The organism is Desulfocicer vacuolatum DSM 3385 (assembly GCF_900176365.1).
GTDB lineage: Bacteria > Desulfobacterota > Desulfobacteria > Desulfobacterales > Desulfobacteraceae > Desulfocicer > Desulfocicer vacuolatum.
Genome location: NZ_FWXY01000036.1, coordinates 1 through 26,615 on the forward strand (window position 1 = coordinate 1; position 26,615 = coordinate 26,615).

The window sequence follows — 26,615 nt, forward strand, 5'->3', positions numbered from 1 at the left end:
AATGGTGATAATCCCTGAATTGGCAAATAGTTATGAGTAGTCTACATAATTCTTTTGCCAAAACAACACGAAAATAAGAGATAAGAATCTAAGAAGCCGCATAAAAATAAATGATTGCTCTTTTTATTTGGAATTTACTGAATTTTAAAAAATATAAATAAAAAGTCATGCCTTTTATTATCACGAAACTCCTAAGTTATAACCCGGCAGAGCCCCCAATATCTGACCTGTTTGGAACATGGAGAAGCAAAGGGGGGGCAAAATAGAGTCTGCCCGCGGCAGTTTTGTTATCCCCCCCGGAAAATCAGGCCCCGAATTCCATCACCTTATTGTCAATGAGCCTTGTTTTGCCAAGCATCACAGCAATGGCCATGAGTACAGGTTCATTGATGCTGTCCACTTCATCCAAGGTCAAAAGATCACAGATGGAGACATAATCTATTTTAATATCAGGACAGGATGCCAGAATTTCCCTGGCCTTTGCCACAATCTCTCCGGCATCGGAAACCCCACTTGAAATCATCTCTTGTGAGGTTAAAAGAGCACGATGCAGCAGCAGGGCATGGGGTCGTTGCGCTTTGGTGAGATATTTATTGCGAGAACTCATGGCAAGCCCGTCATCTTCCCTCACAATGGGTACCCCGACGATATCAATATCAAAACTTAAATCTTTCACCATCTGCCTGATGAGGGTCAATTGCTGGAAATCCTTTTGGCCGAAAATTGCCACATGGGGTTTGACAATGTTAAACAGCTTGGTCACCACCGTGGCAATACCCTTGAAAAACACCGGTCGGGAAAGTCCGCACAGGTGCAGGGGAAGTTTTTCCAACTCCACATAGGTCTGGAACCCCTCGGGATAGATTTCCGATGCCTCCGGAGTAAACACCACAGATGCGCCCATGTCACGGCACAGATCAAGGTCTTTTTCCAAGGCCCTGGGATAGGTTGCCAGATCTTCATTGGGACCAAACTGAGCAGGATTAACAAAAATACTCACCACCAGATCATCTGCGTGTTTTCCGGCCTCTTCCATCAATGCCAGATGGCCTTTATGAAGAAACCCCATGGTGGGAACAAATGCAATGGTGCGTTTATTCTGACGCTGGGTATCGGCATACTCCATCATCTCTTTAATTGTCTGAATCTGTTTAATGACATCACCTCAAAAAAATTTTATAGGGTATTGTTGGCATCCTTCATCCCCGCCGTACACTTTTCAGAGCAATGTCTCCATTTAAGGATTATCAAAAAAAGTGTAAACTACCTTTATGGTTAATGATGGATGCCGTATTTTTCCCAAACTCATAGTCCCTTGTGTAAGATTGATCCTTTGTATTGTCAATATGATTTTACAATTTTGGGTAATGGTTTTCTGTTTCAGGCCCATTGGTCACTTTGCCCCAGGAGATACCACCTTGGCATGTTTAATGGTTGTTTTTCACCAAGCTTATTTTTTTGTTATTTTAGGTTAGTTTATTTCTATGCACATATTTAAATAGAGTTTTAATAACCCTTGTTGATTTTCACTGAAAATCCTTTTATATAACAGGCATGTCTTGGCGGACACAATGAATATTGAAATATGGTGTCATGCCGCCCCCCCCCCCAGAGGGCTAATGTTCCCGGCCCGGAACTGTAGACAGCTCAATTGGCCGCTTCCTATTATCCCTCGGGGGGGCTCTGCTGAGGATGCTCGGAAGTTTTACTTTCTAATAAAACTGCCATGGACAGAGCATATTGGGATTTGACCTGCCACAAATGAGCGTGATAACTCTAAATTATACCCGAAAATTTGAAAGGAAGTGGCTTTTAAAAAGGCCAGGTTGAAATCAATGATGCCAACAGCGCTTTATCAAACCCCGGCTTTAAAAAAACTCACAGGACCGGTGCTTCGTCCCGGGGGGCTTGAACTGACCCGGGAATCGGTGATGAAATCACACTTAAGCCCCGGAGACAAGGTGCTTGATGTGGGGTGCGGCTCCGGTGCTGCAGGAGATATGCTCAACAAAGAATTTGCCCTTAATTGTGTTGGCATTGATGTGGATCTGGACTTATTTGCATCTGCCACCAAGATGCCTGCGGCCCGGGCATATGCCCAGGCTCTACCCTTTAAATCCAATAGTTTAAAAGCTGTTTTTTGTGAATGTGTGCTCTCTCTGACACCGGATATGGGGGCAACCCTGGGGGAATTTTATCGGGTTCTTGCTCCAGGGGGGCAATTAATTTTATGTGATGTTTACCTTCGCAACAAGGCCCATGTGCATAAAATAAAAGAGATGCCCCTGGCATGCGGGTTCAGAAAAGGTATGGGAAAGACAGATATCCATGAACATGTGGCATACACCGGTTTCCAAGAAATGGTGTGGGAAGATCTTTCATATTTATTAACCCAGCTTGCAGGCCAGGCTATTTTTGAACATGGTTCACTGGAACATTTCTGGGCCCGGGTCTTTGGTGGGGAATGCAAAGCCTCCGGCCGGGCCTGTGATGCCATCCGGGCAAGCCGTCCGGGATATTTCAGAATCATTGCCCGTAAGCCCGGGATCAGAATACGGTCCACCCGTGGCAGTTTATTAGAAAATAAAACTCCCGGGCAAGCTAAGGCAGAGCCGCCCCCCCGACGGGCAATAGGAACCGGGCAATTGAGCTGTCCACAGTTCCGGGCCGGGCCGGGGGGCGGCGGTATAATACCATTTGGCTCCGCGTCTACGACCCTATATTTGTTGTGTCCAAAAGGACATGTCCGTTATAAAGAGGAGAAAAATGACTGATACAATAATGCGCCTGGTGTCTCTAAGGGCAAAGGGATATCCCTGTAGCCAGATGATGATGATAATGGCGTTGGAAGAACAAGGGCAGACAAATCCCCCCCTGGTACGGGCCATGGCCGGACTTGCCAATGGTCTGGGGACTTGTTCCGGCTCCTGTGGTGCCCTGGGTGCCGGAACCTGTATTCTTGCCCTTTATGGTGCCAGGGGCAATGATAACGAAAAAGAGATGCCGGTCTTTAACACCATGACGGCAGAATTAAATGAATGGTTTGATGAAAGAACAAAGCCCCATGGAAGCAGCCTTTGTCACGACATAACAGAGGGACAGGCTGGATCACCCCAGATGAGTATCCGTTGCGGGGAACTCATTGCCCAAACCTATGACAAAGTCATGCAGATTCTCATGGACAATGGAATAGATCCGGAGTTTTCCAGGGATGATGACTGAACAGGACGGGGTTCTGGCCCACACCCAGAGTCTGTGCCCCCACTGCCTTAAAAAACTTGAGGCCCGGCGGATACAGAAAAAACAAGGCGTTTTTCTGGTCAAGACCTGTCCTGAGCATGGTCCCATGTCCACTCTCATCTGGAAAGGCCCACCGGACATGAAAAGCTGGGTTCGCACCAAAACCCCGGCAGGCCCGGCACGTCACGGCACCGAAACCCGACAGGGCTGTCCATTTGATTGCGGTATCTGCCCCCAACATCGGCAGCGCACCTGCACCGCCCTTTTGGAAATAACCTGGCGCTGTAACCTTAATTGTCCTGTCTGTTTTGCCGACAGCGGGGGGGGCGTGGCTGATCCTGAAATAAGCCGGATAAAAACCTGGTACAAACAGATCAAACACCACACCGGAGGGGGATGCAATATCCAGCTATCCGGGGGAGAGCCCACGCTGCGGGATGACTTGCCCGACATCATCCGCATGGGAAAAGAGATGGGGTTTCCCTTTATCCAGTTAAATACCAACGGCCTTCGCCTGGCAAAGGAGAAACATTTTGTTCAACAGCTCAAACAGGCAGGACTTGACAGTGTATTTCTACAATTTGACGGGGTGGATGACAGGGTCCACTTAAAGCTCCGGGGGAGAAATCTTCAATCCACCAAGGAACAGGCCATTGCCAACTGTGGTGCAGAAGGCCTTGCCATGGTGCTTGTGCCCACACTGGTACCGGGGATCAATGATCATCAAGTGGGTGATATCATACGCTTTGGCCTGGCGCGATCACCCCAGGTGCGGGGGGTCCATTTTCAGCCGGTGAGTTATTTTGGAAGATTCCCCACCCCTCCGGGGGATAAGGACAGAATAACCCTGCCCCAGGTGATGCAGGCGGTGGAGACCCGGACAGGAATCAATGCCTCGTATTTTAAGCCCCCGGGCTGAGAGAACGCCCTTTGCTCATTCCATGGCAATTTTGTATTAATGCCTGATGGTGATCTTATGCCCTTAACCCGCCACAAACCTGACACAACGGTGGAAAACGGTTACAAAGGTGCAACGAAAACCATGGGATTTATTGCCAGGCAATGGGGATCTCCTTCGGTGGAGGAGAAAAAAAATCAACATCACATGACAACAGGAGAGACACCCCGGTCAAAGGTAAAAGCCAAAGGCACGACAATGCCTGTTTTGTCAATACTGCCCATGGCGACAAAGCCCCCGGTGAAGCTGCCTGAAGTTATTGAACAGCAGACCACAGGCCCCACCATCCTTACCTGCGATTCGCCCGGGGATCCCCCCCTGGATCTGGACATGTTTTTAACGCGTTTGAAAACCCATATGTTTTCCATATCCTGCATGGCCTTTCAAGATGTCTGGAATGTGGATCTTGAAAGGGTGAAAGACTGCTGTATCCATGTATTATCACCCCAGGGAAAATTAATTCCCTTTTGCATGTATAACCTCACAGATGTCCAGGGAAAAAGCCTGTACCGGAAATCTCCTATGATTAACAAAGAGCGGTGTTGACAGCTGATTCAGGCGTTAAACACAATTGACCCCATTTTTACAGGAGATGTTGATTCACATGGAAATAACACCGCTGCAGGAATGGATTGCCCGGAAAACAGGTATTTCCTCCGGGGAAAATCTTGATGCCGGGACATTGCATGACCACCAGCTTGACCTGCTGCACAAGACCCTTGATCTTGCAAAGACAAACAGCCCTTTTTACCGGCATCATTTAAGGAATGTCCATGTCCAGGATTTAAAATCCATGGCAGACATTGTAAATTTGCCGTTTACTTATCCCCGGGATATTGCTGATTCAGGCCTTCAGATGCTCTGTGTTTCCCAGAGTGAAATTGCAAGGGTGGTTACCCTGCAGACTTCAGGTACAACCGGCAATCCCAAACGTCTCTATTTTACCCGGGAGGACCTGGAATTAACAGCCGACTTTTTTGCCCATGGCATGAAAGCCCTGGTGACGCAGGGGCAAAAGGTCATGGTACTCATGCCCGGCCCCACCCTTGGCTCTGTGGGGGAAAGACTCACCACAGGGCTTGAACAAATGGGGTGCCGGACAGTGGTACACGGGTTTGTGAATGATCCCGGACAGGTGATTGATAAAATCAATGCTCTTGCCGTTGACGGCCTCATCGGGCTGCCGGCCCAGGTGTTAAGCCTTGCCCGCTGGCCCCGGAACATTCTTCCGGGTCGCCTTAAAAGTGTTTTGTTGAGTGGGGATTATCTGCCCCGGGCCATTATTGATGCCATACAGGATGTCTGGCGTTGCCCGGTGTTCAACCATTACGGCATGACCGAAACCGGGCTTGGCGGAGGGGTGGAGTGCCAGGCCCTTAAGGGATGCCATCTGCGGGAGGCGGATCTCTATCTTGAAATCGTGGATCCACAGGGGAAAAAAGTGCCCCACGGCCACCCCGGTGAAATTGTTTTAACCACCCTGACCCGCACAGGTATGCCCTTGATTCGTTACCGCACCGGGGATATTTCCCGTTTGCTAACGGCCAGGTGCGCCTGCGGGTCATCATTGAAACGTCTGGACAGATTGCAGGGCCGCAGTGTATACAGATACAATGGCATGGAATTGGCGCTACAGGAAATGGACGAATCATTATTCAGGCTTAAAGACATTGTGGATTTTCAAGTCACCATTGAAAAGCAGCAGCAACGATGCCGGCTGAACCTTGAGTTCTGGGCCATTCCCGGCGGAAAACCGGATCTTGCCCTTGATATCCGGCAAATTCTCCATGAAATCCCCGGAGTGGCTCGCTGGATAAACCAGGGGATGTTAAGCATCAATGATGTATCTCCTTCCCGCAATAACCTTTTTTTTAACCCTGGAAAACGTAAAATCAAAGAGATAATAACATGAGCAAAGCCATAAAAGCATTACACAATAGTTTACAGCAGGGCAAGGCCGTGGTCATGGCCGCAATTTTAAGTAAACAAGGATCGGCCCCCCGCTCCCCCGGTACCCGGATGATTGTGCATGAAGATGCTCACATCAGCGGCACAATCGGCGGAGGCTGGGTGGAGGCCCAGGTGCAAAAGCTGGCCCGGGAATTCTTTAAAACAAAAAAAGGGGCCTGTATCCGGGAGTTCACCCTGGATTCCAAAGCCTATGAGGACATGGACATGGTGTGTGGAGGCAGTGTAAGCCTGCTTCTGGAGTATCTGCCGGCCACGAAGGATAATATCACCATATTTACAAAATTACTGGAAATGCTTGAAAAAAATCAGGACGGGTTCATGGTGAGTCAACTGCCTTTGGACAGTAATAAAGATTTTCAAATGCAGCGCTGTATCATTTCAGGGACATCCCAGACAGGTGGTTTTCAACTTGATGAACTAACCCTGGCATCCTTGTCAGACCATGCAGGAAAAATGCGCTCCCCAGGTGTTCTTCATGTGGGCAAAGAGCGATTTTTTGTGGAGCCTGCCCAATTTAATGGAACGCTTTATATCATTGGTGCCGGTCATCTGGGTACAGAAACCGCACATCTTGCCCATAGAACCGGTTTTAAGGTCATTGTGATGGATGATCGAAAGGAATTTGCCAATAAAGTGCGATTTCCCATGGCTGAAGTGCATGTGGTGGACAGGCTTGAAAACTGTTTCAGTGGATTTTCCATGGGACCCGGCAGCTATATTGTCATCATGACCAGGGGACATCTTTATGATCGGGACACACTGGAACAGGCCCTTAAAACAAAGGCCACATATGTTGGCATGATCGGCAGTAAATCCAAAAGAAAAATGATCTATGATTATCTGTTAACCCAAGGGGTTTCCCAGGAGACTCTGGATGAAATTCACTCCCCCATCGGGCTCTCCATCGGGGCCCAGACCCCGGAGGAGATCGCTGTGAGCATTGTGGCAGAGCTTATCCAGGTACGCAAAGAGCATCAGGGCTCAAAATCCCCTGCCCTTAAATTGATCTCTTGAACCTTAAACGGTGTTGACCTGTTATCGATGAGGTTTAAGCAGGCATAATCCTGGGGGATGGTGAAAAGTGCATCTATTTTTTTATGCATAAGGTCGCAAAGAATCATGCGATTCACTCCGGCATGGGCCACCATAAGGATATTGCCCTGATTTTCCGTGGCTATTTTATGGAATGCCGGTATCACCCGCCGGGAGAGGTCTGAAAAACTTTCTCCCAGGGGGGGGCGGTAACCTGTGAAATCCTTCCCCCTTTTTTCCCACTCTCTGGGAAATTTTTCCCTTATTTCTGCCACAGGTCTGCCATCCCACTTTCCAAGATTGATCTCCCTTAATTCATCCGTTAAAGTGACGGTATTGCTTTTAAAACCGGATACAATAGTGGCCATATCAATGCACCGGGAAAGGGGACTTGCAAAAACCTGATCAAAATAAGGTTTGCCTGTGGCAGTTCCGTGGGAAAAACAATTGTGCCATAGAGCTGCCTGACTGCACCCCGCTTGGCTTAACCCCACATCTGTCTGCCCGATGAAACGCTTTGTTGATGCGTTTTTTATTTCACCATGCCTTAAAAGATAAATCACCTTTCAAACTCCTTGAAATTTTTTCTTTTATAATACAGGCAGTTTCAAGCCTGGCCCGGATATTTTCAACAGCGTCCGGATTTTCTTTAAATGTGCTGAGTTTCTCTTTAAATCTTGTTTCAAAATCCATGACAAGCTGATCCCCCCTCACCAGTTTATCGGCAAAATAGACAATCTCTTCTTCATTTAAAGGCGTGTTTAGAGATGTTTTTAAGTCCATGTGCACGGAAACAATATCTGCAATCTCTTTAAATCCCATATTTTTGAGTATCTCCCCCCCTTTGACGGCGTGGTTGGGGGATTTTCTTGCAATATCATGAACAAGGGCGCCAGCTTTAATAAGCGCAATATCAAGCAAAGGCTCTTTTTTATCCAGAGCAGTGGCAATCTTAACGGCGGTTTCAGCCACTTTCATGCAATGGGTTTTAATTTTTTCATCTGCCATGGGACTTTTATCCATAAGAGAGAGGCACTCTTCAAACTCAGGGATCTCAAGGGTCTTATATTTTTCAAGAACAGCATGGTAATCTTCCGGAGTATCGGCATCCATATGAATGCCCCGGTCGCACACTTCAAGATCCATGGATTCTTTTTCAAAACCTGCAAGACAGGCCCTTAAGCCGCCGTCTTGATTAAAGTTTATAACGGCAGGTAAAAATTGGGTGGAAATAAGGGGAGGATGCCCCCTGCCCCCTTTAAATACGGGATAAATAATGCCTGCCCCGCTATTATACCAGGCCTTGAGAATTTCTTTTATGGTATGGGGCCTGATGGCCGGGATATCTGCCGGAAGCAAAAAAAAGGCATCATAATCGTTTTTCAGGCATTTAACGCCGGTTAAAATGGTGGAAAACATACCTTGATGGAAATCAGGATTGTAAACCGGGGTTGCCTTTTTTTTTGTAATCACGCCTTCAAGCGCTTCTGCTCTGTGGCCCGTCACCACAAAGACATCACCCACCCCATTTTGTTTAAACAGGTCAATGGTTGTTTCAAGGATACATTGCCCACCCATGGGCAACAAGGGCTTAAAGTCTTTCATGCGGGAAGAAAGGCCTGCAGCAGGTATAATTGCAGCTATATTTTTTTTATTCTTCACTTTAATTTCCTAAACTGTTTATCAAGCTTTGTTGTGGTCAAAGCCGAGCCGGCATGCGGTCTGCCCGTGGTGGTTTTAATGAAAAAACAGGTACTGGGTAATGGGTGCCGGGTGTTCACAGCAACTACTTTTTCATTGCCCGTCGGGGGGCGGCGGTATAATACCATTGGCATCATGGCAGACAAAAGTACAACGGTCAATATCTGCCCCCCGGACAATCGATAATATGACACCATGAATTAAGCGCGCATCCCCATTGATTTTTAAATGCCACCGACAAAAGCAAATCCTCATTACTTTTTTAAAATTTTTATAAAAAATAATGAAAAATATATTGACGCATGCCTTTATGGTATTATTATTTGTTTAAGAAAAATTGATGAAAACAAAAAAACAACCTGGAAACAAATTGCTGTTTAAGACAACAACCTCAAAACCGATGAAACCCTTAAAAACAGCAAATCCATGGGGGTTAAGTTTCAACAATAAACAACAAATCATGGAGGATGCATTATGTTTACAAGATGGAGTGATATTGATCGAATGTTTGGCGTCATGGATCTGATGAGGGGAAACTTTGACAGATTATCCAATGAATTTTACAGATCCCGGGGAAACACCTCCAGCTGGGTGCTCAGCGACGGAATTCCCAGAACAAACCTTTATGACAAAGGGGATAGTTTTGCCATCTGTGCAGAAGTACCGGGATTTGCCAAGGAAGATCTCAACATCAGGCTCCAGGGTAACTATCTGGAAATCAGCGGAAAACGCAAATCCGACCTTCCCGAAGGCTATTCAATCCACAGATCAGAACGCGGCACATTTGATTTTTCAAGAAGCATGACCCTGCCCACGGAGGTGGACAGCAGTAAAGTGGAAGCCGCATTAAAGGATGGTATTTTGACCCTCACACTGCCCAAGGCAGAAGCGGCAAAACCCAAATTGATCAGCGTCAACTAACTGCCATGGGCAGACCGTATTGTGACCCGGTTCTGCCCACAACAAAGCTTGAAATACACCAAGGCTAAAAAGGAGATTTATCATGAGTGAGAATAAAAATATCATGAAAAGGGAAGATGAAAACATGGAAAACACCCATGAATTGCCATCCATCAGACCCATGGTGGACATATTTGAAAATGACGGCGAGATCCTTCTTTACACGGACATGCCCGGGGTGGTGAAAAAAGATATCAATATTAATATGGACAATGGCAAACTCTATCTTTCCGGTGTACGCCGCATGGAAAAAAGCGGCGCCACCACCTGGGAAGAGTTTGGGGATGTGGAATATACACGCACCTTTTCAGTGCCCCAGAGCATTGATATCGCAAAAGTAAGCGCCGAATTGACCGATGGCGTTCTCAAACTCCATCTGCCCAAGTCAGAAGCAGCCAAACCCCGGCGCATTGAAATTAAAAGTGCCTGATACTTACCTTACTGCACCCGGGGCGGCTTCAGCCGGGTCCGGGTGCAGCACCTTTCCCATAGGATTCAAGCAGGGCAAGGTTTTTATCCAGAACCGGCCCCGCTAAAAGATCTTTCAGGGCCTGACGATAATGATTCATATCCACACCGGGTATCAATTTATTGGCGGCAATGGTGCCAATGAGAGCCATATTCTGCATTCGGGGATCGTCAATGGTTTCTGCATCCACACAAAACGCCCTTGCATCCATCTCTTCACAAACTGTTTTTATTTGCGTTTCTGCCACAGAGTCTGCCTGGCCCAGACGTACAGCCAGGGGCTGCCATGCCACATTCAAATAACAAAGTATGCCATTTTTTTTAAGGGCCGTGTGTGCCCCCCTCAGGGCCTCATGGATCTCCATGCCAAGGACAAGGTCTGCGCCATGGGCCATGATCAAAGGCGAAAACACATTTTCACCCATGCGAATACGGGAAACCACCATACCTCCCCGCTGGGCAAGCCCATGGGTATCCACGGCAATGGCACGAATACCTGCACAGTCAACGGCACGAAGCAAAGTCTGGCTCAGCAACCCAATGCCCTGCCCTCCCACACCTGTCATATGAATATTAAAGGGGTTTGTCATTTTTATATACTCCTTCCTGGAAAAACGAGTGTACATATTCGGTCAGCAGCCCACCTTTATCTGTTTTGGCCTGCTCAACTAACAATAGTATGCTACGCAGTCCCAAACAGGCAAATATAGAGCACCGGCCAAACATTTACATAACCAAACCGAATATTTACAAACGAATCCATATTTTTCAAACAATATCGGGGTTAGGAATCAATGGATATGGCCTTTTCCGGACACACCTGCCTGCAGGAGCCGTCCCCGATGCAAAGATCATGATTTACCCCCACACTGCCGTCGGGATGCCGTACAAAAGAAGGGCAACCAAATAGTTCCACACAGTCGTGGGATCGCGAACACATCGCATCATCAATTTTCACATGGCGGGGCACAAAACCTGATTTTTTCCGCTGGGCCCGGGTGAGCTTCAACATGCAGGGATGCTTTGCAATGACGACACTTAACCCTTCAATGGCCATGGCTGCCTTTACATGCCCAATGAGTGTGGACTGCTGATAGGTATCGCAGGAAAAAATATGCTTGATCCCCAGCCCCTGTAACAGGGACTCAATGGAAATCTCCCGGCCGGCATGGTCCTGATGTCCTGTCATGGCGGTGGTGCCGTTCTCCATGACAATCAAGGTGATGTTGTGGTGGTTTAAAAGGGTGTTCATGATACCGGGCAGTCCGGCATGAAAAAAAGTGGAATCACCAATAAAGGCCACCACCTTTCTCTGGATATTAAAAAGGGATAATCCAGATGCAATGCCCGGGGATGCCCCCATGCACAGCAATACCTGACCCATTTCATAGGGTGGTAGAAAACCCAGTGTGTGGCAACCAATGTCCGCCACGGTGATATCATTGTCCCCCACCGCTTTTTTAACGGCATGGAATGCACTTCGATGCCCGCAGCCCGGACACATCTGGGCCGGACGCGGGGGCACCGGAACAGGGGAATCAGAATATAGATCCTGTTCTGAAGATTCATGGTGTTTCACAAAATCCGGCCACACGTCCTTAAGCACCTTAAGCACCTTGTCCGGGGTGTATTCACCAATAAAATTTTCATCATTGTTTTTTCCCAGAAGCTTCACAGAAATGCCGTGATCAAAGGCAAGGGCCTTTATCTCTTTTTCATGGATATCGTCCAGCTCTTCCAGGATGAGCACCTGATTGTGGGCCTTAAGAAATTCCACAACATCGTTGGTGTCCATGGGATATATCATGCCAAGCTTTAAAATATCAGGACCGGCATCGCCCCCCTGGAGAACATCCTGCAACGATCTACAGGTAAGCCCCTGGGTAATGACTCCGAGGTTTCGGGTTTTATGCCCGGGAATAACGGTATTAAGACCCTGCTCTCCGGCAAAGGCCATGATCCGGGACATTTTGGCAAGGGATTTACGCTTCATTTCCAATGCCAGAGCCGCAATGGGAATATATGGGCCGTTTTCCGTACTGAAGTCAACGCGGTGGGGTGAAATTAACCCGCTAAAAGATCCAAATGAAACCGTTTCCCGGGCATGGCATACGTGGGTGGTAAGGCGCAATACCACGGCAATGCTTTCCTGTTTTGCCAGCTTTGCGGCTTTAAGATAGTATTGATATACTTCCCGGGGGGACGCAGGCTCCAGCACTGCAATGCGGGACATCCTGAAAATATTGCGATTGTCCTGTTCGTTCTGGGAGGAGTTGGCCCCGGGATCATCCCCTACAATGATCACCAGGCCGCCGGGGATATTCATTAATCCCAGCTGCACAAAGCTGTCCAGGGCCACGTTAAGCCCCACGCTTTTAAAAAACACCGTGGAAAGATTGCCGTTCAGGGCCGCGCCAAAGGCCACCTCTGTGGCCACCTTTTCATTGACGGAAAATTCAAAATAAAAGGGACGTTTTTCCTTTGAAATACTATTGATGGCGGTTGCGATTTCCGGGGTGGGGGAGCCGGGATAGGATGTTACCACCCGGGTTCCGGCTTCCACCATGGCTCGTACAACAGCGGTGTTTCCCATGACCATCTCTTGAAAGGGCTTTTTACGGATAAGCATATCGCCGATTTTTTCCATGTGCATCTCCCAAAAGTTTTTAATTTTTTGCCTTGTCAGGGCGGACCAAGGTCAGAATGGGTCCAGCCGTGGCGGTTATTCAAACATTTTCAAAAACTGACCATACCCCTCTTTTTCAAGATCTTCCCGGGGAACAAACCGCAAAGACGCTGAATTGATGCAATAGCGAAGACCTGTGGGGGCAGGTCCATCATCAAAAACATGACCCAGATGGGAATCTGCGTGGGGGCTTCTCACTTCGGTGCGGGTGGAAAAAACAAGGTGCCTGTCAATTTTTTCCACCAGATCAGTCCCATTAATGGGCCGGGTAAAGCTGGGCCAGCCCGTTCCAGAGGCAAACTTGTCCGTGGAGCTGAAAAGCGGCTCCCCAGAGACAATATCCACGTAAATTCCCGGTGCTTTATTGTCCCAGTATTCATTGTCAAAGGGCCGTTCCGTACCCTCTTTCTGGGTCACATCATATTGCAGAGGGGTCAATCTTTTTTTCAATACCTCATCTGAGGGTTTAACAAATTCCGGGGCCGTTGACGATAAAGCCCCTGCTGTATTCATTTGAAGCTGGGCTTCAAATTTTTCCAGAGCTGTTTGATTCCAGTTTTTTTTGATAAAATTGTCTCTGCCGGAGCTCCCCCGGTAAAATTTATATCGCAGGGGATTTTTTTTATAATAATCCTGGTGATAATTTTCAGCAGGATAAAAAATATTAAGGGGACGAATCTCAGTGGCAACCGGCTCCTTGAAAATACCTGATTTATCAAGGGCTGTTTTACTTTCCCGGGCCTGCCTCTCCTGGGTTTTATTGTGATAAAAAATCGCAGATCCATATTGTTGTCCCCGATCCACAAAGGATCCTGCGTCGTCTGTGGGGTCAATCTGCTGCCAAAATATATTTAAAAGGGTTTTATAACCTATTTTTTCCGGATCAAAGGAAATCTGCACCACTTCGAGGTGGCCGCTGGTGCCGGAAGAGACCTCTTCGTAGGTGGGATTTTCCACATGCCCGCCGGCATATCCGGAAATAACCGAATGAACGCCTTCCATTTTTTCAAAGGGATGCTCCATGCACCAGAAACATCCCCCGGCAAAGGTGGCCTTCTCCAGGATATTGTTATTTTTATCCATGGCATTTACCTCCTTTTCAACAAATGCATTGTGAATCAGGTAACCGGCGATAATCAAAGCGATGAGTAAAATAGTATTATAAATAATTTTCATGGCGGCGTCTCCTGTTTTTTTACACCTGAAAACTCAAGTTTTTTCTGGCCGGATATGCAGGGTCACTTTCAGGTGATATTTGGATGATGAAGGACTTTAGACGCGTTTTGTTTTATTAGAAAATAAACTTCCGGACAACCTCAGCAGAGCCGCCCCCCGACGGGTAATAGGAACCGGACAATTGAGCTGTCTACAGTTCCGGTCCGGGACCATTGCCCGTCGGGGGGCAGCGGTATAATACCATTTCCTATATTTGCTGTGTCCCACAGGAGATGCCCGTTATATCAAATGCCTCGCAAATCTGGGGCGTATTTCAAGCTTTGTTGTGGGCAGAGCCGGATCAAAATACGGCCTGCCCGTGGCAGTTATATGAAATGCTCCGCAAATAAAAAACGTATATAAGCTTCGTTATGGGGAGAACGAAATCAAAATAAGATATTGTCTGCCATGGTCATGGTATAAAAAATAGCCGCCGGAGCATCTCCGACGGCATGATTTTCTGCTACAACTTTCCAAGGGCAGCCAGGGCCGCATCATAATCGGGCTCCTGGGCAATCTCCGGGACCTGCTCAGTATATGCAATATCTCCATTGGCATCAACAATAACAATGGCCCTGGCAAACAAAGATGCCAGCGGACCTGTGGTGATTCTCACACCGTAGTCCTTGCCAAAATCATGGTCACGAAAAACGGAAAGAGGGATGACATTCTTCAGGCCTTCTGCTTCACAAAAGCGTGTATGGGCAAAGGGAAGATCTCTTGAAATACACAGCACCACAGTGTTATCAGCTTCACCTGCCACCTGATTAAAACGCCTTAAAGACGCGGCACACACCGGTGTATCAATGCTGGGAAAAATGTTGAGCACAATTTTTTTACCTGCATGATCCGTTAGTTTGACATCAGCAAGATCGGTGCCCACCAGGGTAAAATCAGCAGCTTTTGTGCCGACTGCCGGTAAAGGACCGTTGGTTTCAATGGGATTGCCTTTTAATGTAATCTGTGTCATGGCATTTCTCCTTTTTAAGTTAATTTATCCAACTAAATAATGGAACTTACGCATAATGGGTTTTACATATAACCGGGCATTTCCTGTGGGATACAACAAATATTAGGGTCGTAGACGCGGAGCCAAATGATATCACGCCGTCCCCCACCCGACGGGCAACGTGCCTCAATTACCCGTCAAGGGGGCTCTGGCTCAGTATAATTCATTCCGGTAAATCTTAGGAATGGAAACTAAATAACCTGAACATATTTAATACAAACGCAAAGAAACAGTCACTATTCCTCGTGTGATCTGTTTTGCGCTTATGCCAAAACTAAATTGATCTCTTTGCTCAGGTTAATAAATTTGCGTTCCTTAGGTCGTCAGCGAAAGTTAAATTAGAAAGTAAGCCTTGATAGTCCCCTTGTAAACCCCCGACAAATCAAAACCAATGTAAAACAACAGCTAATTTTCATTTAGTGTACATTCTTATGGTAATTGGACAATGTATGTGATACACATCTGTATCTAACAGAAAACATCCCATGCCGTTCACCGACAAGGGAAACGGCTACAGGGAGGAGCAGATAATGGAACATCTCATATTTGACAAAGAAAGCCTGATACTGGTGCTGGATCATCTCAAAGACGGTATTATTGCCCATGACATGAATCGCAAAATTGTTTTTTTCAACAAAGCCGCAGAAAAGATAACCGGATATTCCAGGGAGGACGCACTGGGAAATGACTGTCATCAGGTCTTTGAAGCGCCCTTTTGCGGAGAACGCTGCTCCTTTTGCGACAAAGAGCACATCCCGGATTTTAAAAATAAAGTTGAATATCCCATGAACATCACCACCAAAGACGGTGAAATCAGGCACCTTGAAATGAGCGTCACCGGCATCATGGATAAAGGAATCTTAAAAGGAGTCATTGCCTCTTTCAGGGATACCACCGAGCATGATGCCCTGGCAGCCAAAGCTGAGGAACTCACCTCTTTTTCCGGCATCATCGGCAAAGACAAGGTAATGTTGCAACTTTTCCAGCAGATACGGGATGTGGCACCCTATGACTACCCTGTGCACATCAACGGCGAAACCGGCACAGGAAAAGAGCGGGTGGCCGAGGCGCTTCACAATGAAAGCAAACGGGGCGGTGCACATTTTGTACCGGTGAACTGCGGTGCCATCCCCGAAGGACTTGTGGAAAGCGAGCTTTTCGGCCATGTCAAAGGAGCATTCTCAGGGGCTGTCAGGGAAAGAAAAGGCCGATGTGAACTGGCCCACAAAGGCACTCTGTTTCTGGATGAAGTGGCAGAGCTGCCCAAACAGATCCAGGTCAAACTCCTGAGATTTCTCCAGGAAGGCACCCTGGAAAGGGTGGGTGGAGAAAAAAGCATCCAGGTGGATGTAAGGATCATCAGTGCCACCAACAAAGATCTTGCCCGGGAAGTGGAAAAAGGAAATTTCCGCAAAGACCTTTACTACAGACTCAACGTCATCCCCATTGAACTGCCTCCGTTGAGAAATCGGCGCAATGACATTCCCCTTCTCATCACCCATTTTCTGGAACGGGCAAAAAAAGATAATTCCGCAAATATCCCGGAATTCTCCAAAGATGCGGTACGGGTGATGATGGATTATTCCTGGCCGGGCAATGTCCGGGAACTCCAGAACGCTGTGCAGTTTGCCATTGTTCGATGTAAACAAAATGAAATACTACCCATGGATCTTCCCATGGAGTTAAGAAATATAGATCCCGACACCTGTGTAGAACCACCCCCCCCCACGCCTGTACCCACCGGGAAATCAACCAAGCTTAATATGACCTCGGTGCAGGAGGCTCTTAAACTCACCGGTGGAAATAAAGCCAAGGCTGCCCGATATCTTGGCGTGGGCCGGGCCACCCTTTATCGATTCCTTGACAAATTTCCCCAAACCCTGGACGGCATCACCACAATTAAATAGGTACTTCCCCATTGCACTGACACAACAGGCAAAGGTATGATTTCAAGCGCAGGTGATTTAAAGTAAGGCCCGGGATTCGTCATTGCCGTTTTTGTACAAATCCCCACAAACCCCAGAACAACATTGCCACATTGTGGTAAATATTCATTGACAATGTCACTTTCCTGCCATTATAGTATATTGAAAATGATATCTCAACTTTCGGTGTTCGCATTTCGTGGTGGGGTCAGGCTTTCGTTGTTGACATTATCGAGGCTTTTTTCGTTGGCAAAGGCCTTGGTCGATAACATCAATAACAAAAGCCTGACCCCGTCGGCACACTGAGCCCATCGGTGCATTTAAAAATGCCGGCTTTGAAATGAAGCCCGAAAGTTGAGATGATATTATACCGCCACGGGCGCACCGTATTCTGATCCGGTTCCGCCCACAACAAAGCTTGAAATACGCCTCTGACTGGCGGAGTATTTCATATAAACCGCCACGGGCGGACTGTATTCTGATTCGGTTCCGCCCACAACGAAGCTTGAAATACGCCTCTGACCGGCGGAGTATTTCATATAAAAAAAAAGAGCAACCATGGAAAGCATTGAATTTAAAAGAATAAGAGCAAAGCTAAAAAAAACACAGAAAGAGACAGCCCAACTCATAGGTACCTCCATTAAGGCGGTTCACAGCTACGAACAAGGCTGGCGAAAAATTCCCCATCATGTTGAACGGCAAATGCTCTTTCTTTTTTTCAGGGGCATCCACGGGAAAAACGAAGAAATTCCCTGCTGGGAAACCCTGAATTGCCCGGATGAAAAAAGAAACAACTGCCCTGCCTGGGAATTTAAATCCGGAGATCTCTGTTGGTTTATCAACGGCACCATCTGCAGTGGAGAGGCCCATAAGAACTGGCAGGATAAAATTGCTGAATGCAAAAAATGCCATCTATTTAAAGCCATATTCCAAGACACCGATAATCTTTCAACCACCGGAGGGGCATCCAAAGATGAAGACACTTGAAGAAGAACTCATCTCCTGCAAAACCAACAACCAACGCATTTTTGAACAGCGAACCAACCTTCCCGGAGTGATAAATACCATTATTGAAAACCTGGAAGATGACACCTGTTTTGCCCACATCGGGGATGAACCCATCCATTTCAGTACCTCCGTCCAGGAAATGATTGATAAATTTCGAGAAATTCTATTTCCCGGTTATTTTTCCCGGGAAAAACTGGATGGTGCCAACCTGAAATACAGCATTGGGCAAACGGTTTCCCAACTCCACGACATCCTTGCCGAGCAGGTAACCCATGTGCTTCGCCATGACTGTCTTCGGTATGGCCAGGCCTGCATTGAATGTGAAAATAAAGGGTATGGAACAGCATTAAAGGTCATTGAGGAGATACCCGGGCTGCGGCGCTGCCTGGCCCAGGATGTCATTGCTGCCTACGAGGGAGACCCTGCAGCCAAAAGCCATGATGAGGTGATCTTCAGTTATCCGGGACTCTATGCCATCACCGTGTACAGAATTGCAAACATTCTGCACAAGTTGAAAATTCCCCAGCTCCCCAGAATCATGTCCGAACATGCCCACAGCATCACCGGCATTGATATCCATCCCGGGGCCACCATCGGCAGCCGATTTGTCATTGACCACGGCACCGGCATTGTCATAGGAGAAACAAGTGTCATCGGAAACAATGTCCGGGTTTATCAGAATGTCACCATTGGGGCGTTGTCCCTTCCCCCGGGTGCCGGAGAAAAGCTGCGGGATGCCAAAAGACACCCCACCATAGAAGATAATGTAATTATTTATTCCGGTGCCACCATTCTGGGGGGAGAAACCATCATTGGAAGCGGTTCTGTGATTGGCGGCAATGTATGGCTGACCCAGTCCATCCCTTCGGACACCAAGGTGTTCATTGAAACCCCCAAACTCATTTACCGATACCAGGACGAAGACAAATAGCCAGCATTCCTGCCTTAGGGACCCAGACCTTATTGATTTACCATTTAATACATCAACTTTCGGGCTTCATTTCAAAGCCGGCATTTTTAAATGTACCGATGGGCTCAGTGTGCCGACGAGGTCAGGCTTTTGTTATTGATGTTATCGACCAAGGCCTTTGCCAACGAAAAAAGCCTCGATAATGTCAATAACGAAAGCCTGACCCCACCACGAAATGCGAACACCGAAAGTTGAGTAAATACTATATGGTTGTTATTTTCTGTGCATGAGCCCCCGAATAAACAGTGGATTGAAAAACACCGATCCATTTAAGTCCCATGGTTAAGAAGCCTGCCAGCAAGCCAGGTGCCGCTGATGGCCAGGGACTCCATGTCAAGATAAACTTCTGTGGTTTTGCGATACAAAATAGAAGCCGCTGCCGGGAATTCTTCATCACGATCATTAAAATTGATCATCACCGGAATTTTCGGCAGGGCATTCACCATAAGGGAAATATCATAGGTGTCTGTAAATTCACCCTCTTTTGCCCCCAGGGCCCCACAGGCATCCTTTAACAACTGACATTTTCCGGCAAATGTCTGCTCCAGGGTTTTATTGGTATTGGCGGTAAAATAAGAAATCAGCGGGCCGGAATCCTTAAAATCCCGGAATGTCAGCCACTCGCCTCCGGGAACAATGGGGGTATCCGGGCACATGAGAATATATTTTAAAAGCACCACTGCCACGGAAAAACCACACCGCTTGCCGGAAACATCAAAAATCCCCTCCGGCCCGATGGAAAACCATTGATCATAAAAGGGGAGGCACAGATGATTTTTTTCCATCCTGCCCCCCAGTATTTCCGACCGTTTTTTAAGATCTATCTGTTCTATTTCTTTTAAATAATTTGCATAGGTCTCTTCAAAAACTTCTGATTTACCAAAGCCCATTTTTCCTCCCCTTGGCGGCCACTGCTTTGCTCAAACAGTCTTCTGAATCAATGTTTTTTCCAGAATGGTGACATATCCCGCAATCGCTGGATGATCCCCGGCATCACTTCAATGATATGATCCATCTCCTCCATGGTATTATAAGTGGAAAGGGAAAACCGAATGGTGCCATGGGCAGATTCAAAGGGAACCTTCATGGCCATGAGCACATGGGAGGGGTCCAGGGAACCGGAGGTGCACGCCGATCCGGAGGATGCACAGATACCGGTCTGATCCATCAAAAGCAAAATGGATTCCCCCTCCACTGCATCAAATCCAATGCTCAAGGTGTTGGGAAGGCGATTGTCTTTTTCACCGTTCACAGTGGCAGCCGGGATATTTTCAAGCAGGCCAGCCTCCAGATGATCCCGCATGGCCCTCACCCGGGTATCCATCTCTTTAAGATGTGATCCGGCAAGCTCGCAGGCCTTTCCCATACCAATGATGGAAGCGGTGTTTTCTGTTCCGGCCCGGCGTCCGCCTTCCTGGTGTCCTCCCTTGAGAAAGGGATGAAACTTTACGCCCTTTTTTACGTACAAAACGCCCATACCTTTGGGGGCATGGATCTTATGTCCGGACAGGGAAAGCATGTCAATGGGAGCCTGACTTACATCAATGGGAATCTTACCTGCGGCCTGGACCGCATCGGTGTGAAAAAGAATGCCTTTTTCAGCTGCTTTTTCTGCAATTTCTTCCACGGGAAAAATCACCCCGGTTTCATTGTTGGCCCACATGAGGGTCACAAGGGCAGTGTCATTATCCATGGCGGCATACAAAATGTCCGTATCCAGCCGTCCCATATTATCCACAGGCACAAAGGTGATGCGATAACCCTCTTTTTCCAGGGATTGACACAAATTTTTCACCGCAGGATGTTCCACCACAGAAGTAATAATATGTTTTTTATCTGGATTGGCTGCCAGGGCCGATAATATAGCGGCATTGTCGCTCTCACTGCCGCAGCTGGTAAAGACGATTTCCCCGGGATCGGCATGGATCAGATCCGCCACCTTTTGCCTGGCTTCCTTTAATTTCAACCCCACATTGCCCCCAAAGGAGTGCATGCTGGAGGGGTTACCATACAATTCAGAGAAATAGGGCAGCATCTCTTCCAATACTTCGGGAGCCACCATGGTGGTGGCATTATTATCCGTGTATATCGTCTTCATATTTTCCTCCCGGTTCAGGCTTCTACCTTGGCAGATTCAACGATTTCTTCAATTTTTTCCAAACAGTTGCCACATCCGCCGCCGGCCTTGAGATAACAAGTGACATCTTCGGCAGATTCCAGGCTTTTGTCCTTCACCGCTTCAATGATCTCAAGATCCGTGACGCCAAAGCACTCACAAACAACATCTCCCGGCTTTTCCTGGATCTGGATGCCGCGATACCCATTGATGGCTTTTCTCAAGGCATCTTGACCCATGACGGAACAATGCATTTTTTCCTTGGGCAGGCCCCCCAGATAATCGGCAATGTCATCATTGGTGAGCTTTGCGGCATCATCCAGGGTCAGGCCTTTTACCATCTCTGTCAATGCAGAAGAGGAAGCCACGGCACTGGCGCAGCCAAAGGTCATGAATGTGGCATCGGTGATTCTGCCGTTGTCATTGACTTTAAGAAACAATTTTAATGCATCTCCACAGGAAAGGGAACCGGTTTCTCCCACGGCATCGGGGCTTTCCATCACACCTGAATTTCTCGGATTGAGAAAATGATCTTTTACTTTATCTGAATATTCCCACATAATTACGCCTCCTTTTTACAAAAAATCCTGGCAAGCTGCACAATTTATTCACCTTTGTTACGGGCAGACCAAGGTCAGGATTAGGTCCGCCCGTGGCAGTTTACACAAGAATCCAATCAAATCCACGGCATTTTTTATTTTTGCAACACCGATATTTTTAATTATACCGTTACATTCTTCCAAACCGATTCCGGCCCGGTTCGGAGCTGATCAGCCACTTTGCCAGCCGGGGACAGCCAGGCTGAAAAAAATGGAATGACCCTGCCTAAGAATTTGATTCGCATATCATTCAATTCTGGATCTAAACATACTACATTGTGTCAGGTTGTCAATCTTCTTCACGGAAATTCCATGGAAACAGCGAGATTCAAGGAGGGGGGCTACTGGGAATTACAATTCTTTTAAAAAATTGTTACCGTTTCCATTGTCATGATTTTCATGATATATCTTTAATCATTGTACGAACAATTTGTGCAAGATGTGGGATATGTTTTTTACAGGCATCAAATATAACATCTGCATCCGTTTGAAAATAATGATGACTGATTACGTCACGCATTCCTTTGGCCCTTTTCCAATCAACCTGGGGATACCGGCACAACAATTTTTTATTTGTTGTTTTATCAAGATTTTTTAATGCTTCGCCAATGGCAATGAGCAGCATACATATACTATCAAGTTTTTCCATCCCGGCTGGAGATTCTGTAAAATCGCTCACTTTTATTACGGGCTCAAACCGCTGTGAAATAGTTTGTGCAGCTTGATAAATTTGACTCAGTATTTCTAAAACAAGTTCCTTATCATACATAAACAGCTTCCTTGTCTATTCTTTGTTTTAAAAAGGCATTCATGTTATTTCGATACCTTATGATGTCCACCTTCCTGTGTAAGGCTTCTTCCAATTCTTGTTTTATGCCAATTAAATAGAACAAATCCGCTTTCCCGAGCTCAACAACAACATCAATATCACTTTCTGCGGTCATATCATCCCGTGCCACAGAACCAAAAACGCCCACTCTAAGTATGCTGTACCGTTCTTTCTTTTCTTTTTTGAATTGACGCAGGTAGAAAAGTATCTCTTCTTTATTTGTCATGACGTCCTCCCGACGTTTTTTTCAACGATGATTTCGATGCACCTGACATTCCCACCATTATAACCGTCCTGAAAAATATAAGATATACAGATTCCTATTTTTATGGGCAGGCGGTTGCGGTTTCAGCTCCACATAAAGGTCAATCCCACTTAAGTTACCCCTTGCAATGCCCACTTCAACCCACTGGGTACTGGTAATATAACCGGAAGGCCGACAATCAGTGCAATTAATTTTCCTGGTAATTTCATCAACAACCTCCAAAACAGGTGATAGACCAAGTTTAACATCAATTTATTACGCTTATCATGACTTAAAAAATATTCCAACGGTCTGATCCTTGTTTTTGAAAAATGATTCAATGGGGTCATGACGATTTTCATGGATTGAAATTATTCAAGAGTTCCGGGTTTAGTTCCCACCAAATCAGGTCAGCATTTACGCTTTTTGGAAAATAATATCCGGTCAATGATTTTGTGCATCACCAGGTGTAGACGAAAATTAAATTTGCCATTTATTTTGAATAAAATGGGGTAAAAAACCGTGGTCTGTCTCCTATTTTTTCGTCGCCAAAATCAATCAAAATAAAAAACTAAACCTTCAAGTTGATCTTTGCTTGTGATCTGTGTAATTTAAATGAAATAAATATTTTTCCCTTTTAAACAAAAGAGCTCCTGCTCTCAAATATTCGGTTGGGTAATATAAATGGTTGGGCAGTGCCCCCATATTTGCATGTTTGGGACTGCGTAGCATACTATTGCTAAGGGATGAGCAGGCCAAAACCCTTTTAGTTTCTGGTCTGTCCCGGTTAAAAAAATAACCCCCTACAAACAACGGAGGTTCTCAGTGAAAAAACTTTTTATAACATTGTTGGTGCTGGCAAGCTTTACCCTGGGCCTTTGCCCGGGGGTATCTGCCGGAGAAAAAGTATTAAAAATAGGCATTTCCAAGGAACCGGCAAAACTGAACCCGGTGTTAATCCCCGGCATCTATGGCGAAGCCCTGGCCGGCAATATCTTTGACACCCTTATTTCCTTTAAAGAGAGTGCATCCACCCCGGCCCCCTGCCTGGCCAAAAGCTGGGAGATCACCCAAGACGGCAAACAATACACTTTTCATTTAAGAAAAGACGTTAAATTTCACAATGGCCAACCCTTTACATCTGCAGATGTAAAATTCACCCTGGAGGCCATCATGGACCCGGCCAATGCCTCCCCGAGCAAAGAGTTCTTTGCCCCGGTGGATCGTGTGGAAGCTGTGGATGATTACACCGTCACCCTGTATTTAAAAAATGCTTACGCCCCTTTACTTCTTGCCCTTGGCAGTGCCACCTCCGGCATTTTGCCCAAAGAACCGGCCTCCCGGGTGGGCATGGACGCGTTTGACCGACACCCCGTGGGTACCGGTGCCTTCATGTTTGTGGAGTGGCTCCCTGATGAGCGCATTGTCCTGAAAAAAAATCCCGATTATTTCCTTACCACCCCCCATCTGGATAAGGTTATTTTTCGCCCGGTTCCCAAGCCTGAAGTCATGGCAGCGGAAATTGAATCCGGTGGCCTGGACATCGCCCACCAAATGCTGCCCCAAGACATCAGCCGCCTTGCCAAGGATGACCGCCTGAACGTCATGACAATCCCGGGCCTTGGTAACTCTTACATTGGATTTTCACACAAAAAAATGCCCTTTGCCGATGTACGGTTTCGAAAGGCTGTTTACCACAGTGTCCCCTTTGATGCCGCCATCAAGGGCATCTGGCGGGGTGTGGGTGAACGGGCATATTCATGGATTCCCCGGGGCGTGTTTCCGGAAGACACCCAATACATGCAAAAAGCCGCCCTTTCCCATGATCCCAAACAGGCCAAGGCCTATTTTGATGAATTAAAAAAAGAAGGGTTTCTTAAAGAGGGATTTGAATTTCCCATTTACACCTCCCAGAACCCCTACCGGGTGAAAATTGCCACCGCCGTTGCCACAGAGCTGAGAAAATACGGTCTAAAGGCCCGGGTGGAATCCCTGGAATGGGGCACATTGTTTCCCATTTTAAAAGCAGATTCCGGTTTTTACATCATGGGCTGGGGATCTGTGCCTGACCCGGATCGCTGGACCTATAAAATCTTTCACAGCGGCTCTTCCATGAATTTTTCCAAATATGAACTGCCGGACATTGACAAGGCCCTGGATCTTGGCAGAACCCTTGTGGGTGCTGACAAACGGGGAGAGCAGTATAAATATGTGATGAGAAAAGCCCTGGCCCGGGATTATATTCATATTCCGCTGGTTTTTAAAAGCGTCACCGCTGTTTGCAGCAAACGGGTAAAAGGGTTTGAACCCTCGGCCCAGGACTATTTCCATCTGGTCACGGAAAAACGCAATGTCACCGTGGAATAATCCATGAGTGCCAGGGTCATGCCCCGGCTTGGCCATTGAGTAGTATTATACCGCCGCCCCCCGACGGGCAATGGGCGGCCCGGACCGGAACTGTAGACAGCTCAATTGTCCGGTTCCTATTGCCCATCGGGGGGACGGCTCTGCCTTAGCTTGCCTTGGAGGCTGCATTGTATATAACCGCCACGGGCGGACCGTATTCTGTCCTCGCTCCGCCCACAACAAAGTTTGAAATACACTCCTGATTTGCGGAGTATTTCATATAAAAAAACGCCCATGGACATGCCATGCTCAATTATACCCTGCGACGCCTCATGCTGCTTGTGCCTCTGCTGTTTTTTATATCAGTGATGATCTTTGGCATTTTAAAGCTCACGCCCGGAGATCCTGCCATGGTACTCTTGGGGGATCGGGCCACCAAAGAAGCCCTGGAACTCACCCGGGAAAAATTTGCCCTGAACAAGCCGGTTCATATCCAGTATATCAAAATGATGACCCATCTGTTCACAGGGGAGCTTAAATCCATCTATTACCGGGAAAACGTCATCATGGTGGTGCTCAAAAAAATGAAGCCCACCCTGGAACTGGGGGGGGCCGCCATGGTGCTGGCCGTATTGGTGTCCATCCCGGCGGGCATTATCTCGGCGGTGAAACGCAACTCTTTTTTTGACTACGCCTCCATGACCACAGCCTTGTTCGGGATCTCCATACCGGTATTTTTCACAGGGATTCTTTTGATCTACTTTTTTGCAGTAAAATTACGATTGCTGCCGGCATCGGGGTATGGCGGCAGCATGTTTACCCTGGAGGGCATGCGCCATCTGATCATGCCCGCCTTTGTGCTCTCCTTTACCCTCATGGCTTCCACCACCCGTATCACCCGGGCCTCCATGCTGGATGTCATTAAAGAAGACTACATTCGCACGGCCAGGGCCAAGGGCGTCCGGGAATTTGGAGTGATCATGGTCCACGCCTTTAAAAACGCCCTGATGCCCGTCACCACAAACCTTGGCAACCAGATTGCCCGGCTCTTTGCCGGGGCTGTTCTCACGGAAACGGTGTTTGCCTGGCCCGGGGTGGGACGGCTGGCTGTAAATGCCATTTTCCGGCGGGATGAACCACTGGTGTTCGGGTGTGTGCTCATCCTGTCGTTTATCTACGTGGTGGTGAATCTTATGGTGGATCTGTTTTACGGGGTTATTAATCCCCAAATTCGTTATGAATAACTCAACTTTCGGTGTTCGCATTTCGTGGTGGGGTCAGGCTTTCGTTATTGACATTATCGAGGCTTTTTTCGTTGGCAAAGGCCTTGGTCGATAA

The 26,615-nt window shown here is 47.2% G+C and carries 26 protein-coding genes; 13 read left to right on the forward strand and 13 right to left on the reverse strand.

The genetic code is table 11. The annotated features are described in order from the left end of the window. Positions 1-304: 304 nt before the first annotated feature. Positions 305-1,156 carry a pantoate--beta-alanine ligase gene (gene panC / locus B9A32_RS19600; protein WP_084071663.1) on the reverse strand — a complete coding sequence of 284 codons (852 nt, stop codon included), beginning with the start codon at positions 1,154-1,156 and terminating at the stop codon, positions 305-307. Positions 1,157-1,835: 679 nt separating this feature from the next. Here panC and trsM point away from each other — a divergent pair. From trsM to B9A32_RS19630, 5 genes are read left to right on the forward strand one after another with little or no spacing between them, the layout of a single operon-like run. Then, a complete protein-coding gene (gene trsM, locus B9A32_RS19610; protein WP_084071665.1) occupies positions 1,836-2,774 on the forward strand; it encodes a DVU_1556 family methyltransferase in 939 nt (312 codons plus the stop codon). Beyond that, entirely contained in the window at positions 2,767-3,222 is a 456-nt protein-coding gene (locus B9A32_RS19615) for a DVU_1555 family C-GCAxxG-C-C protein (RefSeq protein ID WP_170923920.1), read from the forward strand. The genes trsM and B9A32_RS19615 overlap by 8 nt, the downstream gene beginning before the upstream one ends. Beyond that, positions 3,212-4,744, forward strand: a complete 1,533-nt coding sequence (gene trsS, locus B9A32_RS22575) for a radical SAM (seleno)protein TrsS (protein ID WP_327020582.1) — start codon at positions 3,212-3,214, stop codon at positions 4,742-4,744. Before B9A32_RS19615 ends, trsS begins: the two co-directional genes overlap by 11 nt. A gap of 58 nt (positions 4,745-4,802) precedes the next feature. Continuing rightward, complete coding sequence (locus tag B9A32_RS19625; RefSeq protein WP_170923922.1) at positions 4,803-6,110, forward strand: DVU_1553 family AMP-dependent CoA ligase; 1,308 nt, start codon at positions 4,803-4,805, stop codon at positions 6,108-6,110. After that, entirely contained in the window at positions 6,107-7,183 is a 1,077-nt protein-coding gene (locus B9A32_RS19630; protein WP_084071668.1) for an XdhC family aldehyde oxidoreductase maturation factor, read from the forward strand. The genes B9A32_RS19625 and B9A32_RS19630 overlap by 4 nt, the downstream gene beginning before the upstream one ends. On the opposite strand, the gene B9A32_RS19635 is transcribed toward B9A32_RS19630, so the two are convergent. Beyond that, the gene (locus B9A32_RS19635) at positions 7,144-7,764 is read right to left on the reverse strand and encodes a histidine phosphatase family protein (protein WP_084071669.1); all 621 of its coding nucleotides are present in this window, start codon (positions 7,762-7,764) and stop codon (positions 7,144-7,146) included. The two genes, B9A32_RS19630 and B9A32_RS19635, sit on opposite strands and share 40 nt — an antisense overlap. After that, on the reverse strand, positions 7,739-8,863 hold the full coding sequence (locus B9A32_RS19640; RefSeq protein WP_084071670.1) for a DVU_1551 family NTP transferase: 1,125 nt from the start codon (positions 8,861-8,863) through the stop codon (positions 7,739-7,741). The genes B9A32_RS19635 and B9A32_RS19640 overlap by 26 nt, the downstream gene beginning before the upstream one ends. A 78-nt stretch (positions 8,864-8,941) precedes the next feature. On the opposite strand from B9A32_RS19640, the gene B9A32_RS21450 reads away from it, so the two are divergent. The 3 genes from B9A32_RS21450 (at position 8,942) to B9A32_RS19655 (ending at position 10,292) form a co-directional block, all read left to right on the forward strand. After that, positions 8,942-9,088 (forward strand): hypothetical protein, encoded by a 147-nt coding sequence (locus B9A32_RS21450; protein WP_170923923.1) that lies wholly within the window; start codon positions 8,942-8,944, stop codon positions 9,086-9,088. Between the two features lie 288 nt (positions 9,089-9,376). After that, the gene (locus B9A32_RS19650; RefSeq protein ID WP_084071672.1) at positions 9,377-9,823 is read left to right on the forward strand and encodes an Hsp20/alpha crystallin family protein; all 447 of its coding nucleotides are present in this window, start codon (positions 9,377-9,379) and stop codon (positions 9,821-9,823) included. A gap of 82 nt (positions 9,824-9,905) precedes the next feature. Continuing rightward, positions 9,906-10,292 carry an Hsp20/alpha crystallin family protein gene (locus B9A32_RS19655; RefSeq protein WP_084071673.1) on the forward strand — a complete coding sequence of 129 codons (387 nt, stop codon included), beginning with the start codon at positions 9,906-9,908 and terminating at the stop codon, positions 10,290-10,292. A 28-nt stretch (positions 10,293-10,320) separates the two neighbouring features. On the opposite strand, the gene B9A32_RS19660 is transcribed toward B9A32_RS19655, so the two are convergent. The 4 genes from B9A32_RS19660 to tpx all read right to left on the reverse strand — a co-directional run bounded on the left by B9A32_RS19660 (position 10,321) and on the right by tpx (position 15,201). Continuing rightward, positions 10,321-10,920, reverse strand: coding sequence for a 2-oxoacid:acceptor oxidoreductase family protein (locus tag B9A32_RS19660; RefSeq protein WP_084071674.1), 600 nt, complete (start codon positions 10,918-10,920; stop codon positions 10,321-10,323). A gap of 194 nt (positions 10,921-11,114) precedes the next feature. Then, positions 11,115-12,977, reverse strand: a complete 1,863-nt coding sequence (locus tag B9A32_RS19665) for a thiamine pyrophosphate-dependent enzyme (protein WP_084071675.1) — start codon at positions 12,975-12,977, stop codon at positions 11,115-11,117. Between the two features lie 75 nt (positions 12,978-13,052). Beyond that, on the reverse strand, positions 13,053-14,192 hold the full coding sequence (msrA, locus tag B9A32_RS19670) for a peptide-methionine (S)-S-oxide reductase MsrA (RefSeq protein WP_084071676.1): 1,140 nt from the start codon (positions 14,190-14,192) through the stop codon (positions 13,053-13,055). Between the two features lie 502 nt (positions 14,193-14,694). Next, on the reverse strand, positions 14,695-15,201 hold the full coding sequence (gene tpx, locus B9A32_RS19675; protein WP_084071677.1) for a thiol peroxidase: 507 nt from the start codon (positions 15,199-15,201) through the stop codon (positions 14,695-14,697). Positions 15,202-15,770: 569 nt separating this feature from the next. Between tpx and B9A32_RS19680 the strand changes: the two genes are divergently transcribed. Continuing rightward, positions 15,771-17,147, forward strand: coding sequence for a sigma-54 interaction domain-containing protein (locus tag B9A32_RS19680; protein ID WP_084071678.1), 1,377 nt, complete (start codon positions 15,771-15,773; stop codon positions 17,145-17,147). Between the two features lie 383 nt (positions 17,148-17,530). Here the strand turns inward: B9A32_RS19680 and B9A32_RS21975 are convergent, their stop codons facing one another. Continuing rightward, positions 17,531-17,704 carry a hypothetical protein gene (locus tag B9A32_RS21975; RefSeq protein ID WP_212638032.1) on the reverse strand — a complete coding sequence of 58 codons (174 nt, stop codon included), beginning with the start codon at positions 17,702-17,704 and terminating at the stop codon, positions 17,531-17,533. Positions 17,705-17,723: 19 nt separating this feature from the next. Here B9A32_RS21975 and B9A32_RS19685 point away from each other — a divergent pair, with 19 nt between their 5' ends. Together B9A32_RS19685 and B9A32_RS19690 are read left to right on the forward strand one after the other, a co-directional pair. Further along, positions 17,724-18,152 (forward strand): helix-turn-helix domain-containing protein, encoded by a 429-nt coding sequence (locus tag B9A32_RS19685; RefSeq protein ID WP_084071679.1) that lies wholly within the window; start codon positions 17,724-17,726, stop codon positions 18,150-18,152. Further along, entirely contained in the window at positions 18,139-19,104 is a 966-nt protein-coding gene (locus tag B9A32_RS19690; RefSeq protein WP_084071680.1) for a serine O-acetyltransferase, read from the forward strand. The genes B9A32_RS19685 and B9A32_RS19690 overlap by 14 nt, the downstream gene beginning before the upstream one ends. Before the next feature lie 308 nt (positions 19,105-19,412). Here the strand turns inward: B9A32_RS19690 and B9A32_RS19695 are convergent, their stop codons facing one another. The 5 genes from B9A32_RS19695 to B9A32_RS19715 all read right to left on the reverse strand — a co-directional run bounded on the left by B9A32_RS19695 (position 19,413) and on the right by B9A32_RS19715 (position 22,913). Further along, positions 19,413-20,033 carry a DUF3786 domain-containing protein gene (locus B9A32_RS19695; RefSeq protein ID WP_084071681.1) on the reverse strand — a complete coding sequence of 207 codons (621 nt, stop codon included), beginning with the start codon at positions 20,031-20,033 and terminating at the stop codon, positions 19,413-19,415. A 47-nt stretch (positions 20,034-20,080) separates the two neighbouring features. Further along, positions 20,081-21,241, reverse strand: a complete 1,161-nt coding sequence (gene nifS, locus B9A32_RS19700) for a cysteine desulfurase NifS (RefSeq protein WP_084071682.1) — start codon at positions 21,239-21,241, stop codon at positions 20,081-20,083. A 14-nt stretch (positions 21,242-21,255) separates the two neighbouring features. Continuing rightward, positions 21,256-21,819 (reverse strand): Fe-S cluster assembly protein NifU, encoded by a 564-nt coding sequence (nifU, locus tag B9A32_RS19705; RefSeq protein ID WP_084071683.1) that lies wholly within the window; start codon positions 21,817-21,819, stop codon positions 21,256-21,258. A 436-nt stretch (positions 21,820-22,255) separates the two neighbouring features. Beyond that, on the reverse strand, positions 22,256-22,627 hold the full coding sequence (locus tag B9A32_RS19710; protein WP_084071684.1) for a HepT-like ribonuclease domain-containing protein: 372 nt from the start codon (positions 22,625-22,627) through the stop codon (positions 22,256-22,258). After that, a complete protein-coding gene (locus B9A32_RS19715) occupies positions 22,620-22,913 on the reverse strand; it encodes a nucleotidyltransferase family protein (protein ID WP_084071685.1) in 294 nt (97 codons plus the stop codon). Before B9A32_RS19715 ends, B9A32_RS19710 begins: the two co-directional genes overlap by 8 nt. Positions 22,914-23,756: 843 nt before the next feature. Here B9A32_RS19715 and B9A32_RS19720 point away from each other — a divergent pair. Both B9A32_RS19720 and B9A32_RS19725 read left to right on the forward strand, forming a co-directional pair. Then, on the forward strand, positions 23,757-25,298 hold the full coding sequence (locus B9A32_RS19720; protein ID WP_084071686.1) for an ABC transporter substrate-binding protein: 1,542 nt from the start codon (positions 23,757-23,759) through the stop codon (positions 25,296-25,298). 284 nt (positions 25,299-25,582) lie between these two features. Continuing rightward, entirely contained in the window at positions 25,583-26,521 is a 939-nt protein-coding gene (locus B9A32_RS19725) for an ABC transporter permease (RefSeq protein WP_084071687.1), read from the forward strand. The last annotated feature ends 94 nt before the right edge of the window (positions 26,522-26,615 follow it).